At 39.3% G+C, this 26,950-nt stretch carries 27 protein-coding genes and 1 riboswitch; of the genes, 7 read left to right on the plus strand and 20 right to left on the minus strand.

The features are described 5' to 3' along the window. Window positions 1–317: 317 nt before the first annotated feature. From ACLL8Z_RS03830 to ACLL8Z_RS03895, 14 genes are all read right to left on the minus strand, one after another. Window positions 318–1,496, minus strand: coding sequence for a tetratricopeptide repeat protein (locus ACLL8Z_RS03830; RefSeq protein ID WP_411273435.1), 1,179 nt, complete (start codon window positions 1,494–1,496; stop codon window positions 318–320). Window positions 1,497–1,502: 6 nt separating this feature from the next. After that, window positions 1,503–2,609: a tetratricopeptide repeat protein gene (locus tag ACLL8Z_RS03835; RefSeq protein WP_411273436.1), complete on the minus strand. Its 1,107-nt coding sequence runs from the start codon at window positions 2,607–2,609 to the stop codon at window positions 1,503–1,505. 6 nt (window positions 2,610–2,615) lie between these two features. Beyond that, window positions 2,616–5,207, minus strand: coding sequence for a DNA gyrase subunit A (gene gyrA / locus ACLL8Z_RS03840; RefSeq protein WP_411273437.1), 2,592 nt, complete (start codon window positions 5,205–5,207; stop codon window positions 2,616–2,618). A gap of 228 nt (window positions 5,208–5,435) precedes the next feature. Continuing rightward, window positions 5,436–6,740, minus strand: coding sequence for a cryptochrome/photolyase family protein (locus ACLL8Z_RS03845; protein WP_411273438.1), 1,305 nt, complete (start codon window positions 6,738–6,740; stop codon window positions 5,436–5,438). A 6-nt stretch (window positions 6,741–6,746) separates the two neighbouring features. After that, a complete protein-coding gene (locus ACLL8Z_RS03850) occupies window positions 6,747–7,670 on the minus strand; it encodes a TIGR01777 family oxidoreductase (RefSeq protein ID WP_411273439.1) in 924 nt (307 codons plus the stop codon). 7 nt (window positions 7,671–7,677) lie between these two features. Then, complete coding sequence (locus ACLL8Z_RS03855; RefSeq protein ID WP_411273440.1) at window positions 7,678–8,133, minus strand: SRPBCC family protein; 456 nt, start codon at window positions 8,131–8,133, stop codon at window positions 7,678–7,680. Next, window positions 8,111–8,677, minus strand: a complete 567-nt coding sequence (gene idi / locus ACLL8Z_RS03860) for an isopentenyl-diphosphate Delta-isomerase (RefSeq protein WP_411273441.1) — start codon at window positions 8,675–8,677, stop codon at window positions 8,111–8,113. The genes ACLL8Z_RS03855 and idi overlap by 23 nt, the downstream gene beginning before the upstream one ends. A gap of 2 nt (window positions 8,678–8,679) precedes the next feature. Continuing rightward, complete coding sequence (locus ACLL8Z_RS03865; protein WP_411273442.1) at window positions 8,680–9,153, minus strand: hypothetical protein; 474 nt, start codon at window positions 9,151–9,153, stop codon at window positions 8,680–8,682. Then, complete coding sequence (locus tag ACLL8Z_RS03870; protein ID WP_411273443.1) at window positions 9,144–9,980, minus strand: phytoene/squalene synthase family protein; 837 nt, start codon at window positions 9,978–9,980, stop codon at window positions 9,144–9,146. The genes ACLL8Z_RS03865 and ACLL8Z_RS03870 overlap by 10 nt, the downstream gene beginning before the upstream one ends. After that, entirely contained in the window at window positions 9,964–11,460 is a 1,497-nt protein-coding gene (locus ACLL8Z_RS03875; protein WP_411273444.1) for a phytoene desaturase family protein, read from the minus strand. The genes ACLL8Z_RS03870 and ACLL8Z_RS03875 overlap by 17 nt, the downstream gene beginning before the upstream one ends. Further along, the gene (locus ACLL8Z_RS03880; protein WP_411273445.1) at window positions 11,453–12,355 is read right to left on the minus strand and encodes a MerR family transcriptional regulator; all 903 of its coding nucleotides are present in this window, start codon (window positions 12,353–12,355) and stop codon (window positions 11,453–11,455) included. Before ACLL8Z_RS03880 ends, ACLL8Z_RS03875 begins: the two co-directional genes overlap by 8 nt. Window positions 12,356–12,498: 143 nt before the next feature. After that, entirely contained in the window at window positions 12,499–12,900 is a 402-nt protein-coding gene (locus ACLL8Z_RS03885) for a hypothetical protein (RefSeq protein ID WP_411273446.1), read from the minus strand. A gap of 5 nt (window positions 12,901–12,905) precedes the next feature. Continuing rightward, complete coding sequence (gene hemF, locus ACLL8Z_RS03890) at window positions 12,906–13,814, minus strand: oxygen-dependent coproporphyrinogen oxidase (protein WP_411273447.1); 909 nt, start codon at window positions 13,812–13,814, stop codon at window positions 12,906–12,908. Window positions 13,815–14,011: 197 nt separating this feature from the next. Beyond that, entirely contained in the window at window positions 14,012–15,241 is a 1,230-nt protein-coding gene (locus ACLL8Z_RS03895; RefSeq protein ID WP_411273448.1) for an MFS transporter, read from the minus strand. Window positions 15,242–15,393: 152 nt separating this feature from the next. Here ACLL8Z_RS03895 and ACLL8Z_RS03900 point away from each other — a divergent pair, with 152 nt between their 5' ends. The 3 genes from ACLL8Z_RS03900 (at window position 15,394) to ACLL8Z_RS03910 (ending at window position 18,086) form a co-directional block, all read left to right on the plus strand. Beyond that, entirely contained in the window at window positions 15,394–15,879 is a 486-nt protein-coding gene (locus ACLL8Z_RS03900; RefSeq protein ID WP_411273461.1) for a DUF4442 domain-containing protein, read from the plus strand. Window positions 15,880–16,039: 160 nt separating this feature from the next. Next, entirely contained in the window at window positions 16,040–16,663 is a 624-nt protein-coding gene (locus ACLL8Z_RS03905) for an RNA-binding domain-containing protein (protein ID WP_411273449.1), read from the plus strand. Window positions 16,664–16,697: 34 nt separating this feature from the next. Next, window positions 16,698–18,086: an MATE family efflux transporter gene (locus ACLL8Z_RS03910; RefSeq protein ID WP_411273450.1), complete on the plus strand. Its 1,389-nt coding sequence runs from the start codon at window positions 16,698–16,700 to the stop codon at window positions 18,084–18,086. Here the strand turns inward: ACLL8Z_RS03910 and ACLL8Z_RS03915 are convergent. The 4 genes from ACLL8Z_RS03915 to ACLL8Z_RS03930 form a co-directional block, all read right to left on the minus strand. Next, entirely contained in the window at window positions 18,034–18,225 is a 192-nt protein-coding gene (locus tag ACLL8Z_RS03915; RefSeq protein ID WP_411273451.1) for a hypothetical protein, read from the minus strand. The two genes, ACLL8Z_RS03910 and ACLL8Z_RS03915, sit on opposite strands and share 53 nt — an antisense overlap. Before the next feature lie 216 nt (window positions 18,226–18,441). After that, on the minus strand, window positions 18,442–19,248 hold the full coding sequence (locus ACLL8Z_RS03920; RefSeq protein WP_411273452.1) for a hypothetical protein: 807 nt from the start codon (window positions 19,246–19,248) through the stop codon (window positions 18,442–18,444). Between the two features lie 205 nt (window positions 19,249–19,453). Beyond that, entirely contained in the window at window positions 19,454–20,062 is a 609-nt protein-coding gene (locus ACLL8Z_RS03925; protein ID WP_411273453.1) for a DNA-3-methyladenine glycosylase, read from the minus strand. Continuing rightward, on the minus strand, window positions 20,052–20,537 hold the full coding sequence (locus ACLL8Z_RS03930) for a GAF domain-containing protein (protein WP_411273454.1): 486 nt from the start codon (window positions 20,535–20,537) through the stop codon (window positions 20,052–20,054). Before ACLL8Z_RS03930 ends, ACLL8Z_RS03925 begins: the two co-directional genes overlap by 11 nt. 136 nt (window positions 20,538–20,673) lie before the next feature. Between ACLL8Z_RS03930 and ACLL8Z_RS03935 the strand changes: the two genes are divergently transcribed. From ACLL8Z_RS03935 to ACLL8Z_RS03945, 3 genes are all read left to right on the plus strand, one after another. Beyond that, a complete protein-coding gene (locus ACLL8Z_RS03935) occupies window positions 20,674–21,414 on the plus strand; it encodes a DUF3291 domain-containing protein (RefSeq protein ID WP_411273455.1) in 741 nt (246 codons plus the stop codon). Window positions 21,415–21,424: 10 nt separating this feature from the next. Beyond that, window positions 21,425–21,673: a hypothetical protein gene (locus tag ACLL8Z_RS03940; protein WP_411273456.1), complete on the plus strand. Its 249-nt coding sequence runs from the start codon at window positions 21,425–21,427 to the stop codon at window positions 21,671–21,673. A gap of 440 nt (window positions 21,674–22,113) precedes the next feature. Continuing rightward, complete coding sequence (locus tag ACLL8Z_RS03945) at window positions 22,114–22,644, plus strand: DUF6580 family putative transport protein (protein ID WP_411273457.1); 531 nt, start codon at window positions 22,114–22,116, stop codon at window positions 22,642–22,644. A 48-nt stretch (window positions 22,645–22,692) separates the two neighbouring features. Here ACLL8Z_RS03945 and ACLL8Z_RS03950 read toward each other — a convergent pair whose 3' ends face one another. Together ACLL8Z_RS03950 and ACLL8Z_RS03955 are read right to left on the minus strand one after the other, a co-directional pair. Then, window positions 22,693–23,382, minus strand: coding sequence for an SIR2 family NAD-dependent protein deacylase (locus ACLL8Z_RS03950; RefSeq protein ID WP_411273458.1), 690 nt, complete (start codon window positions 23,380–23,382; stop codon window positions 22,693–22,695). A gap of 39 nt (window positions 23,383–23,421) precedes the next feature. After that, window positions 23,422–25,320 (minus strand): TonB-dependent receptor plug domain-containing protein, encoded by a 1,899-nt coding sequence (locus tag ACLL8Z_RS03955; protein ID WP_411273459.1) that lies wholly within the window; start codon window positions 25,318–25,320, stop codon window positions 23,422–23,424. A 101-nt stretch (window positions 25,321–25,421) separates the two neighbouring features. Next, a riboswitch (cobalamin riboswitch) is annotated at window positions 25,422–25,615 on the minus strand. Window positions 25,616–25,788: 173 nt separating this feature from the next. On the opposite strand from ACLL8Z_RS03955, the gene ACLL8Z_RS03960 reads away from it, so the two are divergent. After that, a complete protein-coding gene (locus ACLL8Z_RS03960; protein WP_411273460.1) occupies window positions 25,789–26,937 on the plus strand; it encodes an AI-2E family transporter in 1,149 nt (382 codons plus the stop codon). Window positions 26,938–26,950 lie beyond the last annotated feature (13 nt).

Consider the following 26,950-nt stretch of genomic DNA (forward strand, 5'->3'; position numbering starts at 1 on the left):
AATATGCGCAAAGGTAAGGAAAATTGACAATATTATAAATTATAATTATTTAGGGCTTTTTCAATATCTTTAAAATAATGCACACATTAACATGCTGGCGATCAACCTGTGCAATATTTCTAGTGAATGTATCATTTAGGATTATTCTTTAAAGTAAACCATAATGGACACCCATGGGATGAAAATAAAACTATACTATATGGTTTATAATTAATATTATGTTAAATAGAATATAATGGTTTGCCCCTATGGATTGAGAGTAAGCATAAAAAAAGCCCGGGTAAAATACCCAGGCTTATCAAATGAAAATGGACTTTTTATAAAGCTTCTATTTTCTTAACTAATTCCTCAACCTTAACATTATCTTTCTTGACCAGATAATATGTTTTAAGATTTTCCAAGGCTATTCTGGATTTAGGATCGAGTTCCGAACCTTTTTGAAGATACGGGAACGCTTTGTCAAATTCAGCAGAAGCTTTCTTCATAGCTACATCGTATTCCTTTTGTTGTGATGGCGGAAGTTTATTAGCCTCGTTGTATAGGGCAATACCTTTATTGAGTATCACACCTCCTATGTTTATGTTTGCATCAGAATATGCAGGGTCGATAGCAATTGCTTTTAAATAAGCTTCTTCAGCTTTAGCAACATCACCCACAGTGCTATATGCGATCCCTAAGTAATATGGATATAATTTATTCTTTGGATCTTTTTGAGCCTGGTCTGCAATTTTGGTAATTACCTCTTTTTGTTTGCCTGACATTAAACTTAATTCAATTTCCTGAGTTGCTAATGCAGCATCTTTATATTTCAATGCTCCTTCTCCAGCAATACTTATAGCTTTGGCAGTGTCGCCTTTGATTGAGTAAAGACGTGAGAGATCCAGATAAATTTGATTGTTCGCTGAAAAGTTGGTTTTTATTAATTCTGTGTAGTTTTTGATACCTGCATCATAATTTTTTGAATTAATGGCAGAAAGGCCAGCATAATAGGTTATGGTAGTGTCACCTGGACGATAATTCAGCGCATTATTGAATGAAATAAACGCATCGGCGAAATTATTAGCCTGATAGGCTTTTACACCCTGATTTAACTCGTATTGACTAAACAATGCACCATTAAGATGCTCCAGATTTGCCTTATTAGCACCATCTTTATCTAACTCGAGTGCTTTTTTGTAAGCTGCATGCGATTCGGTAATGATTGGCTTGGAAGTTGCTGGAACAGAATCCATTAGGGCCATTTCCGCATAAATTAACCCCTTATAAGTCCATGCAGCAGGATCTGTAGAAGTTTTTTCATTTGCGACGGCCTTATCAACAGACGCTTTTGCAGTTTTAAGACTTGGAACCGCAAGTTGCATTGAGTTAGCTTCTTTTAAACTGACGAAACTATCATAGTTTTTCTTAGCATTGGCTACTTCCCCTTTCTGTGCATATGCTATTACAGAGGAACCTGAGAAAAAAACAGCTGCTAAAATGAAAGATTTGATTTTCATGGTATTCTAATTTAATTTAAGTTGGTTAATTCTGTTATTAATTTTTTGAAGTTCATTCTTATCACCAGTGTGTTTATACAATATTAACAAAGATGTTAAAGACTTTAACTCATTTGGATCGATTTCGTTTGCCTTAGATAAATAAAATTTCGAAATGTAGATCATGTTGGTCTTACTTGGGTCTTTCAAATACAAATTGAGATATAGTAACCCTAACGCATAATTCCCTTCATAATTATTGGGATTGATATTTAATACAGCTTTGTAGTATTTCTCGGCTTTCAAAATACCGCCGATCATTTCGTTAGAAAAGCCAGCAAGATAGTTTAAATCGATATTGAATTCATCTAATTTAAGTGCCCTGTCTGCAAATTTAGCGATTTCCAGATAATCATTACGGTTCGACAGGAGGTTAATAAGTTTGAAAACCAGATCCCGGTTATCTGGAAATGCATCGCTCCCACTCTTAAGTGTTTTAATTGCATTACTTTCGTCGCCCATTGATTCATACAAACTTGCAAGAATTAGTAAATATTCTGGTTTGGATTTTTGTGAGATAAGTTTGATGAAATAAAACGATGAACGTTCATAATTACCCAGTTCCTGATTTAGAAAGGCAAGATTATGAGTTATTGAATAGTTATTTTTCTCCAGGGAGTCCAGGATGGAAAAATACCTTAGCGCTTCATTAAACCGCCGCTCTCTAAACGAGGAGTTCGCCCGGTATAAGTAGGTCTGTTTAAGTTTACCATCGATATATCCAATTTCTTCAACTGCGTTTGACGCAGATTTGGAGGAGCTTACATTTTTTAGTGAATGCAAAGCAATATCTACAGGATCCTTCGGATATTTCAGTCTCAAGTTTGAATCTGCATGTGCGAGGGCAGAATAAACCAGGCTGCGAATCAAATTATTCTTAAACGCGTTAGAGTCAGATTTATTCTTATAACCATCGTCAATAAGCTTTCGGGCAGCTTCGAGGTCTTTAATGTCATTTGAACCAGTATATTTAATAAAACTGTTCATTGCATCCTTTGTAATCACCGTTTGGGCGCGTAAAGGTGCAATGAACAGTAGAGTAGTTGAGAATAGAAATATGAATATTCTCTTCATTATTATTTATTCAGTTTCCGGAGTTTCAGGGCCTTTTGATTCTTTTTCTTCAGGTCCCGATTCAGCTGCTGTATCATCTTCTGTTTTTGAAGTCTCCCCTTCAGCATTTTCTAAATCCTCGATTTCTTCTTCATGCTCAACTTTCGTGATTGATGCAATCGAATCATCACCTTTAAAAGTAATTAAACGTACACCCTGGGTTGCCCGGCCCATAACCCGAAGATCACTTAGTCCAATTCTAATTACTATTCCCGACTTATTTATGATCATCAAGTCATCATTATCAGTGACATCCTTAATGGCAACGAGTTCTCCCGTCTTTTCGGTGACATTAATAGTTTTGACACCCTTACCTCCCCTATTAGTGACGCGATAATCCTCAATGTCAGTACGCTTACCATAACCATTTTCAGATACTACCAGAACCGTTACCTCAGGGTTATTAATACTTATCATGCCTACCACTTCGTCCTTTGCATGAGCCAGTGTTATACCACGCACCCCGGTTGCAGTTCTCCCCATCGGACGCACCTTAGATTCATTGAATCTGATAGCCCTTCCTGAACGAAGTGCCATTACAATTTCACTTTCGCCGGTAGTCATGCAGGCTTCCAGTAACTGATCCCCTTCGTTGATATTGATCGCATTTATGCCATTTGCCCTCGGCCGTGAATACGCTTCAAGAGAGGTTTTTTTAATTGTTCCTTTCTTGGTACACATAATTATAAAGTTGTTCTCCAGGTATTCCTGATCTTTAAGATTTACGACTTTTATATAAGCTTTGATATTCTCCTCTTTAGGAATATTAATTACATTTTGTATCGCGCGCCCTTTACTTGTTCTTGTTCCTTCCGGGATTTCAAACACCCTGAGCCAGAAACATTTCCCGGTCTCTGTAAAGAATAACATGTAATTGTGATTAGTTGCAATTAGTATGTGCTCGATAAAGTCCTTATCACGTGATTGAGAACCCATCGAACCCTTACCACCTCTCCCCTGTTTACGGTACTCTGTTAACGGTGTACGTTTTATGTAACCTTCATGAGAGATCGTTATGACGACTTCTTCATCCACAATAAAGTCCTCCATACGCATATCGTCCGCAGAATGGGTTATTGAAGTCCGGCGTTCATCACCAAATTTTTCTCTGATTTCGATAAGCTCGTCTGTAATTATCTTCATCCGCAAAGCCTCATCGCCCAATATCTGATTTAGATATTCTATAGTCTTCATCAGTTCTGCGTACTCTTCTTTGATCTTGTCTCTTTCAAGTCCTGTTAAACGACGCAAAGTCATATCGAGGATAGCCCTGGCTTGTATGTCAGAAAGACTGAAGCTTTCCATCAAACCTATTCTGGCATCTTCCGGACTATTTGACGCCCGGATCAGTTTTATTACTTCATCAAGATGATCAAGGGCTATTAATAAGCCTTCCAGAATATGGGCACGTTTTTCCGCTTCAGCGAGATCGAATTTGGTTCTTCGAACAACCACTTCGTGACGGTGATCTACAAAATGCCTGATTAGATCTTTAAGATTTAACAACATTGGCCGGCCGTTCACAAGCGCAATATTATTAACACTGAAGGAAGTCTGAAGTGCTGTATATTTAAAGAGGTTATTCAGTACAATTGAAGCATTAGCGTCACGTTTTATTTCGTAAACGATCCGCATTCCATCACGATCCGATTCATCTCTTATTTCACTGATTCCTTCAATCTTTTTATCATTAACAAGACCAGCTGTTTGCTCGATCATATTAGCTTTATTAACCTGATATGGGATCTCATTTACAATGATCCTCTCCCGGTCGCCTTTATGAACTTCAATTTCGGCTTTAGCACGCATAACAATCCGGCCTCGACCGGTTTCGAAAGCTTCCTGAACTCCCGAATAACCATAAATAATACCTCCTGTTGGGAAATCAGGAGCCTTTACATGCTGCATCAGGTCAGCTATAGTAACCTCATTATTTTCGATATATGATATGGTTGCATTAACAACTTCTGTAAGGTTATGCGGAGGCATATTGGTTGCCATACCTACGGCAATACCTGAAGCACCATTTACAAGCAAGTTTGGAACACGCGAAGGAAGCACTGTTGGTTCTTCCAGTGTATCATCAAAGTTCAACTGGAAGTTAACAGTATCTTTATTGATATCAGCCAGCATTTCTTCAGCGATCTTCTTTAAACGCGCTTCTGTATATCGCATTGCTGCAGGAGAGTCACCATCAACTGATCCAAAGTTACCTTGTCCATCTACCATTGGATAGCGCAGACTCCATACCTGTGCCATACGAACCATGGCGAAGTACACTGATGAATCTCCGTGAGGATGGTATTTACCTAAAACATCACCGACAATACGTGCTGATTTCTTGTGGGCCTTACTGCTTGTAACACCAAGGTCGAGCATTCCGTAGAGCACTCTCCGATGTACAGGCTTTAGTCCGTCGCGGACATCGGGAAGTGCGCGGGAAACAATTACAGACATCGAATAGTCGATGTAAGCTGACTTCATTTCCTCTTCTATATTAATGGGGATTATCCTATCGTTCCGAGGTGCTAAACTGTCGTTTTCTGTGTCTTCAGCCATGTTTTATTAAAATTCTGATTAGTTGTCTTTGATTTATTTGAATGCCTTTGCAAGCATGGTTAAACCTTCGCTTTTTGAGCCATGCGAAGTTAGCAAAAATCACGGTGTTTAAGTCCCGAATGGAAAAATATTCAGGTACAAAGATTCGGTTTAATTAAAGGAAATCCTGATAAAATTTATCAGCAATTTTTGAACTTAATTAAAAATGTGGATATGGAAAAAATAACTTTATTCCTCACTTAAAGCTTTTTTATAGACATCTAGAGCTCTTTTTCTTGCGAACTCATGATCAACTATTGGCGGCAGGTGATATTTATTAAAATCCTTAATCCAGGTTTTTATGTAAATCAATTTAGGATCAAATTTTTTTGTCTGCGAGGTGGGGTTAAATATCCTGAAATATGGTGCTGAATCACAGCCACTGCCGGCAGCCCACTGCCAGTTACCATTGTTGGATGACAGCTCGTAATCCAAAAGTTTTTGGGCAAAATAAGCTTCACCCCAGCGCCAGTCTATCAGCAGGTGTTTTGTCAGAAAACCAGCTACGATCATTCGCACTCTATTATGCATCCAGCCTGTTTCATTCAACTGCCGCATTCCGGCATCAACAATAGGATATCCCGTTTCCCCTTTACACCATAATTCAAACTCTTTATCATTATTCCGCCATGGAATATTGTCATATTTCCTTTTAAAACTCCGATCAATCACATGCGGAAAATGGAAAAGGATCATCATGAAAAACTCTCTCCAAATCAGTTCGTTAAGCCATGTTGCATTCCATTTGTAAGCGAGCATCACCAAATGGCGGATACTCAGGGTTCCAAACCGTAGATACGGACTGGCCTGGCTGGTGCCTGGTATCGCAGGTATGTTCCGCGTTTCTTGATATGAAGAAATGGTTGACTCATTAATATTTAAGGGCATAAAGTCCAGATCAATTTCCCGAAAACCAATATCTGCAATCGAAGGAAAGTCATACCTTTTTGATTGCAGCATTTTCGAAAGAAACTTCTCACTTGGAAATTCCTCTATTTTACCTCCAAGGAATAGTTGCCGCCACTTGTTAGAATATGGCGTGAACACGGTATATGGAGACCCGTCAGCTTTTGTAATTTCTGACCTCTCAAAAATAACCTGATCTTTAAAAGTATGAAACGTGATCCCTTGGGCTTCAAACATTTTTTTAATGCCTTGATCCCTGTAAATAGCATATGGCTCATAGTCGTGATTCAGAAAAATTTCCTTAACCTCGAATTCTTGGAGAAGTTTCTTAAAAGCATCCTCTACCTTATCAAATATGACATAAAACGATGAGCCCTGTTCCTTACATCGCGTGTCAAGATCTTGAAGGGTGTTGTAAATAAAATATATACGTTTATCACTCTTATCTGCAAGCTTGTTGAGAATTTCGGGGTCAAAGATAAAAATAGGTAAGACCGGATAAGGTGATTGGAGGGCATGGTAAAAAGCAGTATTATCATTCAGACGCAAATCACGTCTGAACCAGCATATGCTTATTTCTTGTTTCATTAATAATTATTGGGAGTAGATTTCTGTAAGCGCGTTATCAAGTGCAGGATATCGGAACTGGAAGCCTGCATTCAAAAGTTTCTGTGCTGAATTACGGTCGCTTATTAGTACCACTTCGCTCATTTCTCCGAGGAGAATTCTCATCAAAAATTTAGGTACATTCACAGGCCATACAGGTCTGTGCAGTTTTTTAGCGAGCGTACGTGTAAACTCAGAGTTGGTTACAGGAAACGGGCTTGAAGTATTATAAACTCCGTTGAAAGAAGGATCTTCCACAACTTTTTCAAAAATCGATATCATATCATACAAGTGGATCCATGGAATCCATTGTTTGCCGCTTCCTAACGCTGCGCCTGCAAAAAAGGTAATTGGCTTTTCCAGCTCAACTAATGCTCCGCCATGCCTTGTTAATACAATACCAATTCTAAGCTTTATAATTCGCTTGCAAAAGCTATGGCCTTCATCAATAGCATCTTCCCATTGCTTACAACACTCCGCTAAAAAACCTGTACCATTGCTGCTTTCCTCAGTTAATACTTCATCGCCCCGGTTGCCATAGTATCCGGCCCCGGAGGCGGAAATAATCGTGTCAATTTGGGCACCAGTTTTTTGAATTGTGTCAAACAACAGTCTTGTTGATTTTACCCGGCTATCCACGATTTCTTTTTTCCGTTTTTTAGTCCACCGTTTATCAGCTATCCCCGCCCCGGCCAGGTGAATGATCGTATCGATCCCAACTAGACATTTCGGGTCAATCTGGCCGCTTTCTATATCCCAGTGAAAAGCCTCAGCGTTTTTTACTCTTGAAGGATCGCGTGTCAGGATTTTTATAGTATGCCCTTTTTGCTGAAGATTTCTTACTATTCTGCTTCCAATTAGCCCAGTGGCTCCGGTGACCAGAATATTCATGAATTTATCGGGCTGGTTCATCTACTAATTACTTAAATAACTTGTTTAAGGCTTCTTCACGAAAATCAAAGATCTTTTTAATCTTCTCCCGGACCAAAAGGTTATGGGCGAGGTCACCAATAATTCCTAAAGGTAGCTTATACTTTACTTCATCCTGCATTAGAACCCCATTATCTTTCTCTGTAAATCTATGGGTGTGTTCCCATAGAGAGTAAGGTCCTTTCAATTGCCTGTCGGTAAACAGATTAGGTTTGTCAACCTGGCATATTTCGGTCTGCCATTTTAAAGCAATTCCAAGAAGAGGACTCACGGTGTAATCTATGATCATTCCCTCATAGACTTCCATATTTTCAAGTTGAGTATGGATCTTAAAGGCCATTTCAGGGGGAGTAATCCGGGCAAGGTTCTTTGCTGAGGAAAAAAAATCCCATGCGGTAGCAATGTCAGTTTTTAGAAAATGTTCACTGTTGAATGTATATATCATTTTTAATAATATCTATATGTTGTACAACTTTTGGGAGGCAGATCTTAAGCCATTCCGTAAAATTTTCCGGATATGTTACAATGTCCTTTTGCAACTCGTTTATTGGAATATATTTCCAGTCCATTACCTCCTCCGGATTGAGTTTGGGAATCTTATCACTTTTGCCAAAGTATACGTGATCAAATTCATGCTCAATAAGACCGTTTCCAAATTCAGCCCGGTAGGTAAAAGTAAATGCGAAAGTTAATCTGCATGTAATGCCCATTTCTTCTGCTAACCTCCTCGAACAAGCATCGGGAGTTGTTTCAGCTTGTCGGGGGTGACTACAACAGGTGTTACTCCATAAACCGGGGGAATGATATTTATCCATCGCACGGCGCTGCAGCATGAGAAAGCCCATGGAATTAAAAATAAAAACAGAGAATGCCCGATGCAACACCCCATTTTGATGGGTGGAAACTTTATCAAGAAATCCTAACTCATTATCATCTTCGTCGACCAGAATTAAAAGATCATTAGCTCCTTCTATCGTACTTTCATTCATCTTTAGCTATTCTGCTTTAAATAAGCTACTATTATCTTTTTTAGCTCAGCATCTTTCACACCCGATACCGATTGTTTTAAAAATGATCGGTCTTTCTCCAACTGACTGCTATATCCTAAAAATGATGGGATATTCGTTTGAATGGTATATCTCAAAAAGCGTAGCTCAACATTATTGTTTTCTGCCAGAATTGCCTTTTCAAGCATGTTTTTCCCCTTTTTAAAATAAGAAAGTTTACTAAAAGGATTTAAAGAATGCTTGGCCATAAGCATGGTCGCACCTGCCCGATAACCGAACAGTAAGGGATTTTTTCTTTCATTATAAGGTTCCAACTGATTAATCAGATCTTTACAAATCGCTTCGGATGTTGTTGAATTGTGGAACTTCAGTCGTATGGAAGTGATAGAAGGGTCACTTGCCGTATATAGCAAATTAGAAAGTAAAATCAAAATACACATCATCAACTTCAAACCCATTTCATTTTATTCTGTACCAGACAATTTATCATCAGCCCCAGCTTCCTACCGTTATTGATCCTGATTCGCTCATTTAAAACGCGATGTGCCGGAAGACTTTTTATTTTATTAAATAAGGTTCTGTAATAAATGTAAGCGAGGTAAACACCCCTCTTCGAAGAAAGAGGCAACATCCGGATACCTTCTAGCGCTAGCGCGAAATCCTCTTCGATTTCAGACTCTATTTGCTCCTTAGATAAGTGGTTAAATTCCTGAATATTAACATCGGGAAAATAACACCTACCGAGAATCTGGTAGTCATCCTTCATATCTCGTAAAAAATTTACTTTTTGAAAAGCAGCACCCAATTTCATGGCATAAGGCTTTAAGTGATCAAATTTTTCTCTGTCACCTTCTGTAAAAACATGCAGACACATCAGGCCGACTACCTCAGCCGAACCAAGAATATATTGGTTATAATTTTCGGTATTATATGAGACTTTTTCCAGGTCCATTTCCATGCTCCGCAGAAAAGTTTCTATCAATTCTAAATCTATACTATGTTTATTTACAGCATGTTGAAATGAGTTAAGTATAGGATTTATTGATATTTTACTCTGAATAGCTTCATAGGTATCATTTTTGAGTTTCGAAAGTAAATGTCTTTGTTCAAAACCATCAAAGCTATCTACAATTTCATCAGCAAGGCGTACAAAACCATAGATTGAATAGATCTCATTCCGAAGGCGTGCGTCAATAAAGTATATGCCCATGGAGAAACTTGTGCTATATGTCCGCGTTGTCATTTTGCTGATCTCAACAGAGAGATTGTCAAATAGATTCTTCATAAACTTTCTTTTTTAAGTTTTCAAGTAGCATTTTTGCCACGATCTTTCCTGAAATTAAAGCGGGTGGCACACCCGGACCAGGAACAGTCAGTTGGCCTGCATAATACAGATTGCTGATCTTCTTGTTTTTTATACCCGGCTTTAGAATAGCTGTTTGCATGAGTGTATTTGCAAGGCCATATGCATTTCCTTTATATGAATTATAATCCTTAATAAAGTCACTTACGCAATATGAACGCTTAAAGTCTATAAGATCCAAAATTTCTGCACCTATTTTTTTCTCCAGTCTGCGAACCATTATCTTAAAGTATTTTTCTCTCAGTTCTTCACTGTCTTCCAATCCAGGTGCAATAGGCATCAAGAAAAAAAGGTTTTCATGACCGGCAGGTGCAACCGATTTGTCCGATTTTGAAGGGCAGCATACGTAAAAGAGAGGGTTTGAAGGCCATTTGGGATTCTTATAAATTTCCTTAGAATGCTCAAGGAGATCTTCCTCAAAAAACAGAGTATGATGATTAAGCTTTTCCACCCTTTTACTTAGACCGATATAAAAAATCAGACATGATGGTGCAAAGGTTTTCTTCTCCCAATAATCGTTAGAATAATTGCGATAGGATTCTGGAAGCAATTTATCTTCAATATGATGATAATCTGCAGATGCAATAACAGCGTCAAATTTTAATTCCTCATTATTTACACTTAAACTTCTTACCCGATCTTTTTCTATGTTAATCTTTGTGACAGGGCTCTCAAAGTGGAACTTAGCCCCGTAACTTTCGGCAAGTGTCTTAATACCTTCTGTTACTTTGCCAAAGCCTCCTTTTGGATACCAGGTTCCCAACTTTAGGCCTGCATAGTTCATTAAACTATATAGTGCCGGGGTGTCTTGCGGCATTGCTCCCAGGAAAAGTACTGGAAATTCCATGAGAGCAATAAGCTTTGGATGGGAGAAGTATTTTCGTACATGGCTACTAAAAGAGCTAAAGACCTGTAGTCGCATCGCCCCCTTCACAAGGTCAAAATCGGCAAACTCCATAATAGATAGCCCTGGTTTATAAACCAGCTTACCCATTCCTGTATCGTATTTGAATTTCGCTTCCTTCATAAATTTATCGAGCTGTGCTGAACTGCCCGGTTCGATGGATTCAAATAATGCTAAAAGTTCTGAATACTTCTCCGGTACGCTCAATGATTCATTTTCGGGAAAAACAACATCAAAAGAAGGCGTTAGTAAACTTAGGTCATAAAAATCAGAAACCTTGTGGCCGAAATCTCCGAAGAAACGCTCGAATACATCTGGCATCCAGTACCAACTTGGGCCCATGTCAAAAACATAACCCTCTGGAGTTTTAAATTGTCGCGCCCTTCCACCAACTTCCGCATTTTTCTCATACACATGAACTTCTTGCCCATTTGCAGCAAGATAACATGCAGCACTTAAACCAGAGAATCCAGATCCAATAATGGCTATTTTAGACATAATCAATTTCCAGATGGATTTGTAATTGTTTTTCTAAAGAATCAATATCCCGGAGCCATTGAACCTTCTCAGAAAACTCTATCTGATTCAATAATTTGTAATTTCCAGCAACAAATATTCTCTCTTCACCTAACCCCACGTCTAACTCATTTAGATTCTGTTGAACGTCTTCGACCAGGTTATAATGTACAAGAAATAACAGCAGGTATTGAGGTTTTATGTCCTTAACGGCGTTAATAACTGCTTCAAGAGATACACTGCTTCCAAGATATACAACTTTATTGCCTGATTCACGAATAATATAGGCAGCGAAAAGCAAACCTATCTCATGAAATTCATCCTCCGGAAGAAAGAGCACCCACTTAGGCGAATGAGGAAGTGCTGGAGGGAGCAAATCAATAGACCTTAGAAGTTTCTGACGAATAATATTGCTAATAAAATGCTCTTGAACAGTTGGAATAGAATTCGCTGACCACATTAGGCCAACCCGCACCAGCATGGGATGTATAATAATTTTATAAGTTTGTAAAAGGCCATACTTAGTAATACACTGTTCAAAATGCTCTTCAAATTGTTCCTGATTATATGCCATTCCTGCTGAAATCAACTGGGATATAAAATACTCGGATGCTTCGCTGGTGATAGCATATTTCCTTTCAAATACAAGCCCAGAAAGTTTATCGTCAGGCATAGAACATAGTTCGGAAACTTTATAATCAGTATTCATCAGGCTCACAATGTTCAAAAGGCGACGCAATTGATCATTATTATAATATCTGGTATTTCCTTCTGATCTTTCAGGCTTTAATGCATTATATCTCTGCTCCCAAATCCGAATGGTGTGGGGCTTGATCCCTGAATACTGCGAGAGCTGTGAGATGGAAAACAAATTCATTGTTTAAATTTATAATTAAATATTTAAACAAGACATTTGCTTTAAGAATTTTACAATAAGATGTTGTAGAGTGGTACGTCTTACGTTGTACGTAATAAGTGTTTAGTTGTTACCCTGGGGTTTAACCATGCAAAGGGTAGTGCTCAATCAACTTTCTTCCAATATTCCTCCACAACCATCCCATTTGGCAAAACCCCGCTGGTGGTCATTTTATTGCCTTCGGTTTTAAATTTATAGGTAATGGTAACATTATCATTTTGAGAAGGCTGGCTGCTGAATTTACTGGTGATTAAAATGCTGTCACCATTTATTTCATAAGTTCCGGAATTATAAAGCTCTGGCTGGGCCTGGCCCTCAAGCAGAAAAGCTTCATAGGTATCTGATTTGTAAGTTCTTTGCATTGAAAATTCTGTAGCTGCATTACGGGCTTTGCCATTATATACTCCACCATCATACTGCCATTTCCCTTCAACGTCGGAGGATGAACAGCCAACTATTAGAATCAGATAAAATCCAGCTAACGATTTCGTTATTAATGTTTTCATGAGTGTTAGATCCAGTTTATGCCTTTTTTCAATAAATTTAGGGTTTTTTCTTCTTCTGAGTCCGGTTGAGGCTGGAAATCGTAAGCCCAGTTAGCTTGCGGGGGTAAGCTCATCAGAACGGATTCTATTCTCCCATTGGTTTCTAAACCGAATTTGGTTCCAGCATCATAAACCAGGTTGAACTCGACATATCTGCTTCTGCGCTGAAATTGCCAATCCTGGTGATCTTTGGAATAGCTTTTATCTTTGTTTCTTTCAATAAGTTCAGTATAAACTGGCAAGAAAGTTCTGCCAACAGCTTTCGAAAATTCAAATATCTCGTCCCAGGTTAGCGCTGTAGAATCAGGGTTTAGGCGATCATAGAAAATACCGCCCACTCCTCTGGTTTCATTTCTGTGTTTGATAAAGAAGTAATCGTCTGCCCACTTCTTAAAGTTGTTATAGAAATCCACCTTAAACTTATCGCAAGTAGCTTTCAGGCTTCTATGGAAAAAACGAGTATCCTCATCAATCACATAATGCGGCGTGAGATCTATTCCTCCGCCAAACCACCTTAATTCCTTTGCTGACTCCGAGATCATTTCAAAATACCTGATATTCATATGAATAATAGGTATCCATGGATTATTTGGATGTATTACAATGGATACGCCGGTAGCAAAAAAATCATCTTCGCTTACGCCGAACGCTTTCTTTATAATTTCCGGAAGTTTACCTTCGACAGCAGAAAAATTCACACCCGCTTTCTCAAGGTAATTACCATTTTGGATGATCCGCGTTCTGCCACCGCCGCCGCCTTCTCTTGTCCATAACTCTTCTTCGAACTTTCCTTTACCATCTGCCAGTTCCAGTCCCGCACATATTTCATCCTGAATCTGCTTGTATGCGTCAGCGATTTGTTCCTTTGTGATCATTTCCCAAAAATGGGGATTATTTTCAAGAGAATTATACTTTGATTGGTTGAAAGGTTAAATGTGATCCACCCCCTACGCCAGCGGGGGACAGCATAGCGCCTATTTATCTTATTATTATCTGTTCTTTCCGATTAGCATCTTATGAATCCTATCATCCTATGAATCCTATTCAAAACAATCTCTCATTAAAACCTATTCTAGCTTATTTCCACATAATCCAAATCCTTACCGAATGTTTCCTTCAACTGGTACAAAGCAATGAGAGCAATAGCGATAGAAACGAATCCTACAATCATAGCGCTGTTTATAATCCCCATACTGCCTTTTAAGGCTGTAAAAGAGAGTGTTGCGAGTACCAACGAGCCCCTTACAAAATTTGGAACTGTGGTGGTTACTGTTGCCCGCAAATTTGTGCCAAATTGCTCAGAGGCAATAGTTACAAAGGTAGCCCAGTAACCCGAAGAAAATCCGAGAAATAAAGCAAGCCATATGAATTGCTGAGCGGTCATGCCTTCAGCATTCAGATATACTACAACACTTACGGCGGTAAGGATGAGGAATGTAAGCATCACCTTTTTTCGCGAGCGAAGCATTTGAGCCATAAAACCGGCAACAATATCACCGAGTGCAATACCAATATAACACCACATAATACCTGTGCCAGCCGAAATAGGCTCAGTTGCATTCAACTCTTTTCCGAATTCGGGTGAGAAAGTAACGAGCACTCCTACGACAAACCAAAGCGGAATGCCGATAAGTATACAGCTCAGATACTTTTTGAATCTTGGTCCGTCATTGAAAAGCATAAATATGTTCCCACGACTCACTCCATCGTTTTTTACATTTTTAAACATCCCTGATTCCGCAAGCCCGACGCGAAGGCCCAGCAGCAGCAAACCCATTACACCACCGATGATGTAGGAAGTTTCCCAGGCAAAATGCTCGCCCACCAAGGCCGCAGCTACCGCACCTAATAATCCAACACCGGCTACTATCATCGTACCATAACCCCTGTTTTCTTTGCTCATGGTCTCGGTAACTAACGTTATGCCAGCACCCAGTTCACCTGCGAGTCCTATACCTGCAATAAAACGGATAACGGCGTAAGCCGGAACTGAGGTAACAAACCCATTTGCCATATTAGCAAGAGAATATAAAAGAATTGATCCAAAGAGTACGCTTATTCGTCCACGCTTATCACCGAGAATCCCCCAAAGCAACCCTCCGAGTAGCATTCCGAACATCTGGCTGTTGATTAGCATAGTACCTACGTCAAGGAGGTCGCTATCGGGTACACCAAGGCTTTTCAAGCTTTTTACTCTGATGACAGAGAAAAGAATAAGGTCATAGATGTCAACAAAATAGCCTAGTGCGGCGACGATAATTATTAGCCTAACGTTTTTTGAATTAGCTGCGGTTTGATCCATATATTTTATTTGAGCGGTCAATCTACAAACAAAAATGAGAAACCAAAATAGCCTTTATGTATTAACAATTAGAAGCTGTCTACCTTGTCAAACTAATCACATTATACATCTGAAAATTTTTGAAATCTCAGCCTTTTACTGATATTGCATTTATGGTAGTTTCAGAAAATACACTAAAGTGGGCCATGAGGTTTTATCCCCCTTTATTCTTTCAAAGGATTTGGGTAAAGCAGTTCGACAAAGGATTCTCGGGGGTGCACGTAAAGATCTCTAAAAGCTTTCTAAACACCAACTACAACAACTCTATTTTTGGAGGAACTATATTCAGCGCTTCGGACCCATTTTACGCCTTACTTTTCGATCAAATACTTACACGAAAAGGTTTTAAAGTACGTGTCTGGTTAAAGAGTTCGAATATTCAGTATTTAAAGCCGGGTCGTACCAATCTGTATTTCAAGATCTCATTAACTGAAGAGAATATAATGGAAGCTGAAAATGCTTTGAACACTGTTGGTAAATTTGTAAAGGCATTCCCTTTGGAAATCCTAAATTCGAAAGGCGAAGTTTGTGCTTCCGTGCAAAATGAAGTATATCTGCGGAACTTATTTAAAGGTGAGGAAGGGCCGGTTGCATATTAGCAGTTGAAAGGTCAACGGTGAAAATTGAGAAGGGAGAATCGAGAGTGGGCTGAGCGTCAAGGTTGTGGGACTATTACATGAATATTGATATACGGGTATAGAATTAGTGATGGGCAGGTTGTTAGAACGGGTTCATTGCCGAATCAAAAATATAACAGAAATGAAAATCAGGAAGTTCATATTGGAAGGTGAAGGTGTTAGTCAGGATTTCAAAAGAAAAATAACCAGCTGTGAGAAGATCGCTAAAACCATGGTTTCATTTGCAAATAATAAAGGCGGAAGACTTCTTGTAGGAATTTCTGACGACGGAAGCATCAGCGGAGTAAAATCTGAGGAAGAAGAGAAGTATATGCTTACTAAAGCAGCTCATTTTTTCTGCAAGCCAGCGCTCGATCCCCAATTTGAAGAAGTTTACATTGATGATAAGGTTGTTCTGATTGTCGACATTAAACGAAGCGAAATGAAACCCCATTATGCTCTCGGAGAAGATAAGAAATGGTGGGTATATATCAGGGTGAACGATAAAAGTGTTCTTGCCAGTAAGATTGTTGTTGACGTATTAAAAAGGGAGAACAACGAACATGGGGTGTTTCTGGAATATTCATCTAAAGAAAAGGCCCTCTTGGAATATCTCGATGAACATGAACGTATTACCTCCAGAGAATACAGCCATATGCTGAATCTTTCACGCCGGCGAACTCACCGAATCCTCGTCAATCTTGTACTCTCAGGCGTGATAAGGATGCACACTACAGAAAAGGAAGAATATTATACCGCTTCCTGATAAAATCTGAAAAATTCCTTCCTTATTAGTTTCCATGGTAAAGCGCATTTTTTATAAATATAAACTTCATTACCAGACAAACCTCAAGCTGGCCGTTCCGGTAGTCATTTCACAACTGGGACATACTCTGGTACATACCGCAGACAGTATAATTGTGGGCCATTTCGCCGGAACAATTCCGCTTGCTGCTGTTGCATTGGTTAATAGCATCTTTATGGTAGTGGTGGTCATTGGAATGGGTGTTTCTTATGGCCTTACTCCTCTAATAGCTCAGGAAAGTGGTCGAAAGAATTTTAACGAATGCGGTAAATTACTTGCAAATAGTTTACTGATTAATGCAATCGTAGGCGTATTGCTTTATATTTTGGTCTATTACGGGTCTCTGGCATTAATTGACAGCATGGATCAATCGCCTGAGGTAGTCAGAGAAGCGAAACCATATTTAGCACTGCTCGGGCTTTCCATCATTCCCCTAATGATATTCATGACTTTCAAACAGTTTGCTGAAGGTTTAGGTTTCACGAAACAAGCAATGATGATCTCGCTATGGGGGAATCTTTTTAATATTTGCCTTGGTATAATATTCGTCAAAGGTCTTTTCGGAATCAATCCGATGGGCGTTAGTGGTGTGGGATGGAGTACTTTAGCTGACAGGTCTATAATGGCTATTGTAATGGCCATATATGTGCTGCGATCAAAGTATTTCAAAGTATACATTAAATCCTTTACCCTTACAGCGCTAGACTGGATACGTTCTCAAGCGATTCTGAAGATCGGTGCGCCGGTTGCAATGCAGTATACTTTTGAAGTAAGCGCGTTCAGCGCAGCTGCACTTTTTATTGGAACAATAGGTGCAGTAGAACAGGCTGCACATCAGGTTGCTATTAACCTCGCTTCTATGACTTACATGATGGCTAGTGGCATCTCATCTGCGGCAACAATTAAAACCGGTAATAATTTTGGTAAAGAAGATTTCATGAACCTCAGGCTTTCGGCCATTTCAAGCTATCATATAGTGCTTGGTTTTATGGCTGTTACAGCAATACTATTCATTGGGTTAAACCAATACTTACCGTGGATTTATACAACAGATCAATCTGTAATAAGCATTGCAGCACAATTACTTATTATAGCAGGATTTTTCCAACTATTTGATGGAACTCAGGTAGTGGGTCTTGGAGTTTTAAGGGGTATTGGAGATGTGAATATCCCCACAGTTATTACATTTATCGCCTATTGGATCATTGGCTTACCCATTGGATACTATTTGGGAATATCGTTGAATATGGGTGCAAATGGCGTATGGTATGGACTAACTGCGGGACTTTTAGTGTCTTCAGGATTACTCTTTTTGAGATTCCAGTCTCTATCTAAGAAGCTGGTTCGGCAAGTTCGTAAAGAATCGATGCTACAGGGATCTTAATTTCATTATAAATCTGAGACTGCATCTTTTTTAATCTGTCAACATGGTCTTCCAAACGATCATTAATATTCATGTATCTAATAAGATCGCCCGTACGGGTGTCGACAAAACGGTAACGTGTAAAGAATTGCTTTTCCATAACGCAAATTTACAATAAATTTAATTAAAAATCAGTAATTTATTACATAAATTAGTTATTTTTTAGTATATAAAACGGGTCCGACACAGATCTTGGAATGTATAATAGTGATCCTCAGAGCGTATACCCAAAAGCACGGGACATTTATGAAGCTGCTCAAAAGAAAAAAGGTAACGACTCTTCCGTTGAACTCAAATTTAAAGAAAAAAGTCCCGATTAAGGTCTTGAAAGTTGCGTGGTGAGTTTATTTGTTCGTAATAACCGCATCAGCAGCGTGACCAGTATTATTATAAAAGCCGCCCATACCGCATTAGTAATTTCCTGAAAAGCGATCTCGTCGACCTGCCCGCGTTTTAAAGCGATCCCATAAAGTGCCCAGAGGATAACAAGCCCAAAGAAAAAATTGCGACGTACTAAAATAATGAAAAGAGAAAGCATAGTAGTTACTCCAATCATTATGATGGTCCAGTAACTCCCGGATATTCCGAACCCATCCCAATTGATAGAGACTAGAAAAGCACTAATATTAGCAATCGTTGCAACACATATCCAGGCGAAATATATACTTAAAGGGAATTGTGTGAATATTTTAATAGTCAAGTCCCGATCCGGGTTAGCAATGTGCGCCCTAACACTTATGAGTACCAGGGTAAATAACTGAATTAAGATCAGTATTACCGACAATCCAATTAATTCGTTAACCCAGGCTACGAGCCATGCCGCAGTTGCTAAGTTATTTATTATAAAAAGCCATCCAATTGCTACGATGTCGGTATTAGCTTGTTCATTTCGATCATTATTAAAAGCCTTGATAATGTGAAAAACGCAGAATGCAGCGAGAGAAGCATAAATAAGTCCCCAAATCGCAAAGGTTATAGGAGCGGGAGCAAAGACTGTTTCATATTTAGAGGAAACCTCACCAACATTAAGATCTGAAAACCAATTTTGCTGTGTAAGAGAAGAAATCAGTATTAGCAAGGCGAGCGAAATTGTGTTCAGAATTGCTAATAATTTTGTTTTCATATCTTTAATAAAAAGATTAATTAATGTGAAACATGATACTGTAAAATTTGTGTAATATACAAAACATCCCCCGGATAGTCTCGCCTGATTTAAGACGAAAGCCGATACTGCCTTATCACTTGGTCGAGCGTACGATGAGCCCATGATGAGTAGGATACAGGCTTTTTAGTATTAGCTTAACACCTCATATATATTCAGGCAGAATTCATAAATGCGGCCGGCTCACAAAAACATTCCCCTTAACGTAGAAACGCCAGGGTATTGTTTTATAAGGTCCTTCAAAGTTCATCCCTATTCGGGCAGAGGCCATAACCTGTTCATCGGTATACCTTATTCCCTCATCAGTTAGCCAGATATCGTCATTCTGTAAATCAGCACCATTATGTAGTTTAGAAAGTCCCAATGCTTTTGCAAGAGCTCCTGGTCCCTGGCACAGTCTTTTTTGATTGTCAAAAACCCCTCTTCTTTCACACATAATTTCCACACCCTCAATTGGTTCTATTGAACGAATTAAAGCTGCATGCGACATTCCTTGAATGCCTGTAACGATATTCAACATATCATGAATGCCATAGCAAATATACATATATGCCACCCCGCCGGCTTTGTACATCATTTCGTTTCGGGGCGTACGCTTGTTATTATAGGCATGAGAACCCCGATCGTCAGGGCCACGATATGCTTCTGTTTCTACAATTATACCTCCGGTAAGTTGTCCCCCTATGTTTGAGTAAAGATGCTTTCCAAGTAGCTGTCGCGCAACAGACACAACATCCGGCTGTTGGTAGAAGTCAACAGGTAGCTTACTTTTCAAAGTTAAATCTTATAAGGCTAACAATCTGAGACAAATACTTATTATCAGTTTCATCGAATTCATTTAGGTGAGCGCTATCAACGTCAAGCACTCCCAGCACTTCACCAGCACTTAACAAAGGAATAACGATTTCTGATTTTGACGCTGAATTGCAGGCTATATGTCCGGGAAAAGCATCTACATCCGGAACAATAATGGTTTTACCTTGCTCCCATGAAACCCCGCATACTCCTTTTCCTTTCCTGATGCGTGTACATGCAACAGGTCCCTGAAACGGGCCTAATACCAATTCCTCATTTTTAACCAGATAAAATCCAATCCAAAAAAAGTTGAATTGCTCCTTTAAGGCCGCGCTGATATTTGCAAGATTTGCGATAAGGTCATTTTCACCTTCCAGCAAAGCTGTGATCTGAGGAATAAGAGATTGATATTGATCTTCTTTAGTGCCTTTTACTATATTTAAATCTTCCGCCATGCTGCAAAATTAGTGATGAGAGTGCAATCCCGAGCAATCACAGGGTCAAATTCTTCTGTTTTTTCTCCAAATACCTAAAGAATGGATTATGATAATTTAACTTTGGGTGCAATTAACGAAAACTTTATAGATCAAAATGATCGTCACTTTAACAATTGTAAGGTATAAGCCATTTTTGATCCCTTTTGCTTTGCTTGCGATGGCAATTCACAGAATTCCGCTCTGCTTCGACAAGAAATGTTCCTTTTGGAAATTAATGGGTTGCGGAAGAAATGGAACATTTGACCTTAACCCCGATTGGCAGCAATGGGCATTACTTGCCGTATGGGATAGTAAGGAAGCTTTTGAAAATAGCACATTTATCCAGGCATGGTGGAATTCATTGGCTTACGAGAAATGGACGATTTTTGCAGTACCTATAGCCAGCCATGGCAAATGGGATAAAAAGGAGCCCTTCGGCAAGCCCGCACCGGACAATACTTTTAGCGGACCAATTGGTGTGCTTACACGTGCAACTATTCGTCTAAGCAAGCTTAAAGGCTTTTGGAGCAATGTTCAACCTGTTGCCAGTATTATGGATTCCTCACCCGGGTATATCACATCTGTGGGAATTGGAGAGGCACCTTTCTTTCGCCAGGCAACCTTTTCTATTTGGGAAAACGTAGAGAGTATGAAAGCTTTTGCCTATAGTTCCAAAGAACACGGTGAAGTTATCCGAAAAACACGCCAGGAAGACTGGTACAGTGAAGAAATGTTTGCCCGCTTCCGGATCCTTTCAAGCTCTGGCTCATTAAATGGCAAAAACCCTCTTTCAATCAAGAATCAAGAACCCACAACTAACCAGCCTGCCGGGAGGCAGGCAACCAACAACCAATAACAACCCCGCCATGCGAGTAATAGCTGAACTACCTCATCCCGACTGTAAAATCACAATCTTTTCGATGAATCAGAAGTATATCATCAAATTAGAGAAAGGTATTTTCGAGCAGATTTATAAGCTGTCGGAGCTTGATATTTCTGATGGCGTCAATGGTATATTTCAGATTCTGGATACTGAATTTATGGACAGTGTGTCTAAGCGTTTTGAACTGATGAGAGCAGATTTTAACGGGGCATTTAAAAGGCACGAGGGTTAAAGGGTAAAATGATACAATTCAGTAAAGCGTACTTGCGAGAGTTTACGACGAAATAGTCTATTATTAAGCTGGAGCATTCCCCGCTTAGCTCGCAAGGATATGTTCTCAAATAGAGATATCATGACTACGCCGGGGAGGAATCTCAAATTAAATATTTGATAATTTGCGCTAAGTTCTAAAGCTGTAAGTAGCTGATTAATAGTAGATAAATCAAGTAAACAAAATATAATTCTGTTTCAAAGACCGTTTATCTTATAAAAAACAACATTTACTGAACTTTTAAATTATATAAATTATATTAAGTTACTGACATACAAATTAATATAATTGAAAACAAAATATTATTTTGTACCCTGATATTGCCAAATTAATGCAATTTACATCAAAATTATATAATCGATTTGGCTTCGAAACAGTTAATATTTTTATTATTTTTGAGCATGAAAATGGAATCTACACGCTTTATCGTTTTAACTCTAATGGTTGTTCTTGCAGCCTTTAGCCGTGCCCTCCCATTAGTGTTTGATCACACTTGGAATTTTACAGCAGTTGGTGCCCTGGCAATTTTTGCAGGTGCTCAATTCAATGACAAGCGTTTGGCATTTATCATGCCCCTGGCAGCGATGGCACTTGCAGACCTTTTATTTCTCAAGAATGGATTTAGTTTGCTCGTTTACACTGGTTTTATAGCTATGGTTGCCTGTGGTTTCTTAATCAGAAATAAAGTAAATACGATGAACGTGATCCTTGCTTCTTTCATAAGCGCTTCGGTATTTTACTTCATTACGAATTTCTCATTCTTTTACCCGGTAACATTATACCCGCGTAGCTTCGAAGGGATAATGGCTTCCTACACTGCAGCGTTACCTTTCTTCAGGAATATGCTATTTGGAAATCTTGTTTACTCCGCAGTACTATTTGGAGGATTTTATCTTTTAGCAAAGCGGTTTCCGTTACTTGCGAAAGCATAACTTCAAAAATTAAAAAAGCCCGTCCCAGTAATTTGGAGACGGGCTTTTTTATGCACCAGAGTTTAATAGTCGGTCGACAAGCCTGGGCACTCCAATTGAGGCGGGTTCAGTTATTCTCTCTACATCGCGCGAAGCCAATGATTCATTTAGATCAATTATAAATTTTAAAGCGGTTTTCGGAACCACATCAATTAGTCCTGCGGCAGGATAAACCTGTAAGGAAGTACCGATAATAATAAAAATATCAGCTTCCTGACAGATTTCTGCCGCCTTTTCTATCATTGGCACAGCTTCTCCAAACCACACCACATGGGGCCTCAATTGAGTTCCAAGTTCGCACCTCTCTCCCATTTGTAACTCCCATCCCGGAATTTCATAAGTAAGTTCCGGCCTTCTGGTTGACTGCGACCGGGTGATTATACCATGCAGATGTAAAATGTCAGACGAGCCCGCACGCTCATGCAGGTCATCAATATTCTGGGTGATTATTGTAACATCGTACTTTTCCTCGAGCTTAACAAGAGCTTGGTGGCCCGCGTTCGGCACCGCCACAAGGACAGATTTACGACGCTCATTATAAAATTGCTGCACAAGTTCAGGATTGCGTTCCCAGGCTTCCGGGGTTGCAACGTCATAAACACTATGTCCTTCCCAAAGTCCACCTGCATCCCGAAAGGTATTTAATCCGCTTTCTGCTGAAATGCCGGCGCCGGTTAGGACCACTGCCCTTTTCTTCATATGGATGTGTTTTATGCGAAGATAAACTTCAAGTTAATTCTACCTGAAATCCAACCTAAATCCAGCATTGAAATTAAGCCCCTTCGTATTATAACCGCTAATGTCAATATATTTCTCATCCAGCATATTCTTAACATCTGTGAAAAAGCTAAGCCTTGAAGATGCCTTATATTGCGCATAGAGATCCACCATGTTGTAGGATTCCATATCTGCAGTCACCGTTTTGAATGTAGTACTATCAAAATAGCGGTCTTTCCGGTCTCCGGTAAATTTATAGATCAAATTAAAGCTAAATTTCTGGCTTACATCAACACCGGCATTTAAACCAAAAGAATCTTTAGGGCGCCTGAACAGATTAAAGATTTGATTGGTGGGTGTTGTAACTTCACCATTTACATGGGCATAGAAAGCATTGAGATTAACCCGGGAAGTGGGTTTGAACCCTAGCTCAACTTCAAATCCATTATCTTTTTGATTGTTTTGATTGATATAACCGAATATGCCAGGCCGAACTTGTCCAAAGTCGATAACGTTATCAACATCGCGTTTGAAATAGGACAATGCAAGATTAAGTTTATCAGTAAAAGTGAAGTCGAAACCTGCTTCATATGTTACTGAAGTTTCAGGCTCCAGACTAAGATTACCATATTGGGAGAATAATTGATATAACGACGGTACCCTGTAAGCCGATGAAAGATTAATAAAAAGCTTGTATCTGTCCGAAATTAAATAGGATGGATTTATTGTGTAGGTAAAATTGCTTCCATACTGGCTGTGATCATTCACCCGGCCTCCTAATTCTGCCTGTAATCCCGTATTCGATCGGATAAATAGAGATGTAAACAAGCTTTTAATGTTGTTATCAGCAAATAATGGCGGACTAAATGAATTATATTGGTCAGTTTTAGAGAAACGGTAGCTAACACCGCTAGCCATATCAATAAATCGGTTGAAAGCATAATTCAAGTTAGTTTCCAGATGAGTGATTTTTCCGCCATTATTGGTCCTGGATCCTTTGTTATTGTAACTGTTGTCCACATTGTTCTGACTTATATTAAAGCCCAATGTGCTTTTATCCATTATATATTGACCTCCAAATCCTGCCAAAAATGCGGTCTTACTATAAGTGTAATTTTTAGCATCTGCAAAGGCGCCATTATCCAGATCCGCCTGATTATTATTGCCCTGAAAGTTTCCTCTCAAACTAAATTTACTACTCAGATCCTGTTCAATATTTAAAGAAATCGATTTTTGATGGAAGCCATCCCGATCGAAATTTGTTTCACCCTTTCCCGGAGCTGCCGTCGAAAATGCTTTTGAATCCAGGTTTGAGGCGTTGATGGATACTGAAGTTGCGCCAATATCACCGGTCAAGCCTAATACTTGCTTAAAAGTATCATAACTCCCACCCGTGGCCAGCAAGGTTGCGGCGATTTTACCAAGTCCTTTTTTTGTGATGATATTAATTACCCCTGCAACTGCATCAGAGCCATATAAGGTAGAATTCCCTCCCTTTAAAATCTCAACCCGTTCAACCTGATCTACTGGAATAGCAGAAATATTGTATTCGCCGGTAATTTCTGAAGCATCGTTTACAGGGATTCCGTCAATTAGAATTAGCGTGTTGGCAGCAGAGGCGCCGCGCATATAAACCGCCTTGACGTCCCCCGGATTGTTTCCGTTTCCACCTATGGTAATTCCGGCAACGTTGTTAAGGATTTCAGAGAGTGTACGTCCCTGGCTCTTACTCAGGGTTTCCGAAGTAATTACCCTTACAACTTTACCGATTTCTGAGATTTTTTTGGGAGAACGACTCGCGGTTACAACTATTTCGCCGATAGTTTCAGGACTCCTGTCCTGAGCAAATGAATGGCTATAAAGCAATAGTGATGGTACAAGCCCAAGGCCTGCCATGATAAATAGGTTTGTTCTTTTCATTTTGTTGTGAGTTTGTTTATCCCACAGCAAACAGATTATGAAGAAATACAGAAATGGCCCTGTTGTACACCAATGCCACTCAAGCTTCAATCCCCGAAAGCTATGAATTGTTATGCAATGGCAGGTCTTCTGACTTACTCCCGGTTTATCCGGCCTTCCCATCCGCCTTGCGGACAGTGACCATTAGATTGGATAACCGTTGGGGAGAACACAGCAGCGGGACTGTCCGGGATTCTAACCCGGTTCCCTTTTAATTCCGATTGTGAAATCGGAAACCTAAAGCGAAGCAAATGTAGCACAAGATTTACAATTTCCAAACCCAAATATTGCGTGATTTCATTTGTCGCTTCATACTATGTTTATATCGACGAAAAAGTTTTAAACAAGAGAATAACGTCCCGAGCCTAAGCAATATATTTGCTCAAACTTAATTGTAACTGACATGTTCAAAGATTAGCGAAATAATTTATGAAAGATTTACCTCTAACCGTAAGAAGATCAATTGAACTGCTCGGTCTTTGTCTATTGGGCGCGCTGCTCGTGTTAGGAAAAGGAATAATAATGCCCGTACTAATGGCATTTTTTCTCAGTATAATGCTTCTTCCTATATATCGTTATTTACGCAGGTTAAAATTCCCGGAAGTTCTGGCCATCCTCCTTCCCATTTTGATGGTTGCCATTTTCATTGGCCTTATTGTGTGGTTTTTCTCCTCGCAGGTGAGCAGGCTGGTGGCCGATTTTCCATCAATTCAAAGGAATGTTTCTATTCATTTGAAAAGCCTCAGCGACTGGATTAATCAAAAAACTGACATCAGCACACAGGAACAAGTTAAATTTTTACAAGTACAAAGCTCTAAAATGCTCACAAACGCCGGTGCTATGGTCAGCGGGGCCGCAGGTTCACTAGGTTCAGTTTTTATATTTATGGGTTTAGTACCAATCTATATTTATCTTTTTCTTTTTTACAAGAACCTCTTGCTGCGTTTTATTTTTATTTGGTTTGAAACAAGTCAGCATAAGAAAGTTGAGGAGGTGATGAAAGAAACGGAGGTAATTATTAAAAGTTATCTTATTGGATTGTTTATCCAGATATCTTATATTACGATACTATTAGGCGGGATATTGATGCTCTTTGGAATCGAGCATGCTCTTTTGATTGGTGCGATTTTCGCTGTACTGAACCTTATTCCTTATGTGGGGGCACTGGTTGGAAACCTAATCGGGGTCCTTCTTACTCTAACTTCGTCCCAGGAAGTAAGCCCAATTTTTATTGTTCTTGGAGTTATAGCGTTTGTTCAGTTTCTCGACAATAACATATTGATGCCCAGGATAGTCGGTTCTAAAGTTAGGATCAATGCATTTGCAGCCATCCTCGGTGTGTTTATCGGTGGGAGTCTGGTGGGTGTTTCAGGAATGTTCCTTGCTCTGCCGATGATAGCTGTCTTAAAAATCATATTTGACCGTGCAGAAATGTTTAAACAATGGGGTGTATTGCTTGGCGACGAAAGGCCTACTAAAAGCCCAATGTCTTTCCTCAGACTAAGAAGAAAAGATTCAAAGGTTATCGAGGAAATACAAAGGGAAGATCAAATTACACCTGTTAAGGACAAAACGTAATTAGCAAAATTGA

This window comes from Daejeonella sp. (assembly GCF_046590655.1).
Classification (GTDB): domain Bacteria; phylum Bacteroidota; class Bacteroidia; order Sphingobacteriales; family Sphingobacteriaceae; genus Daejeonella.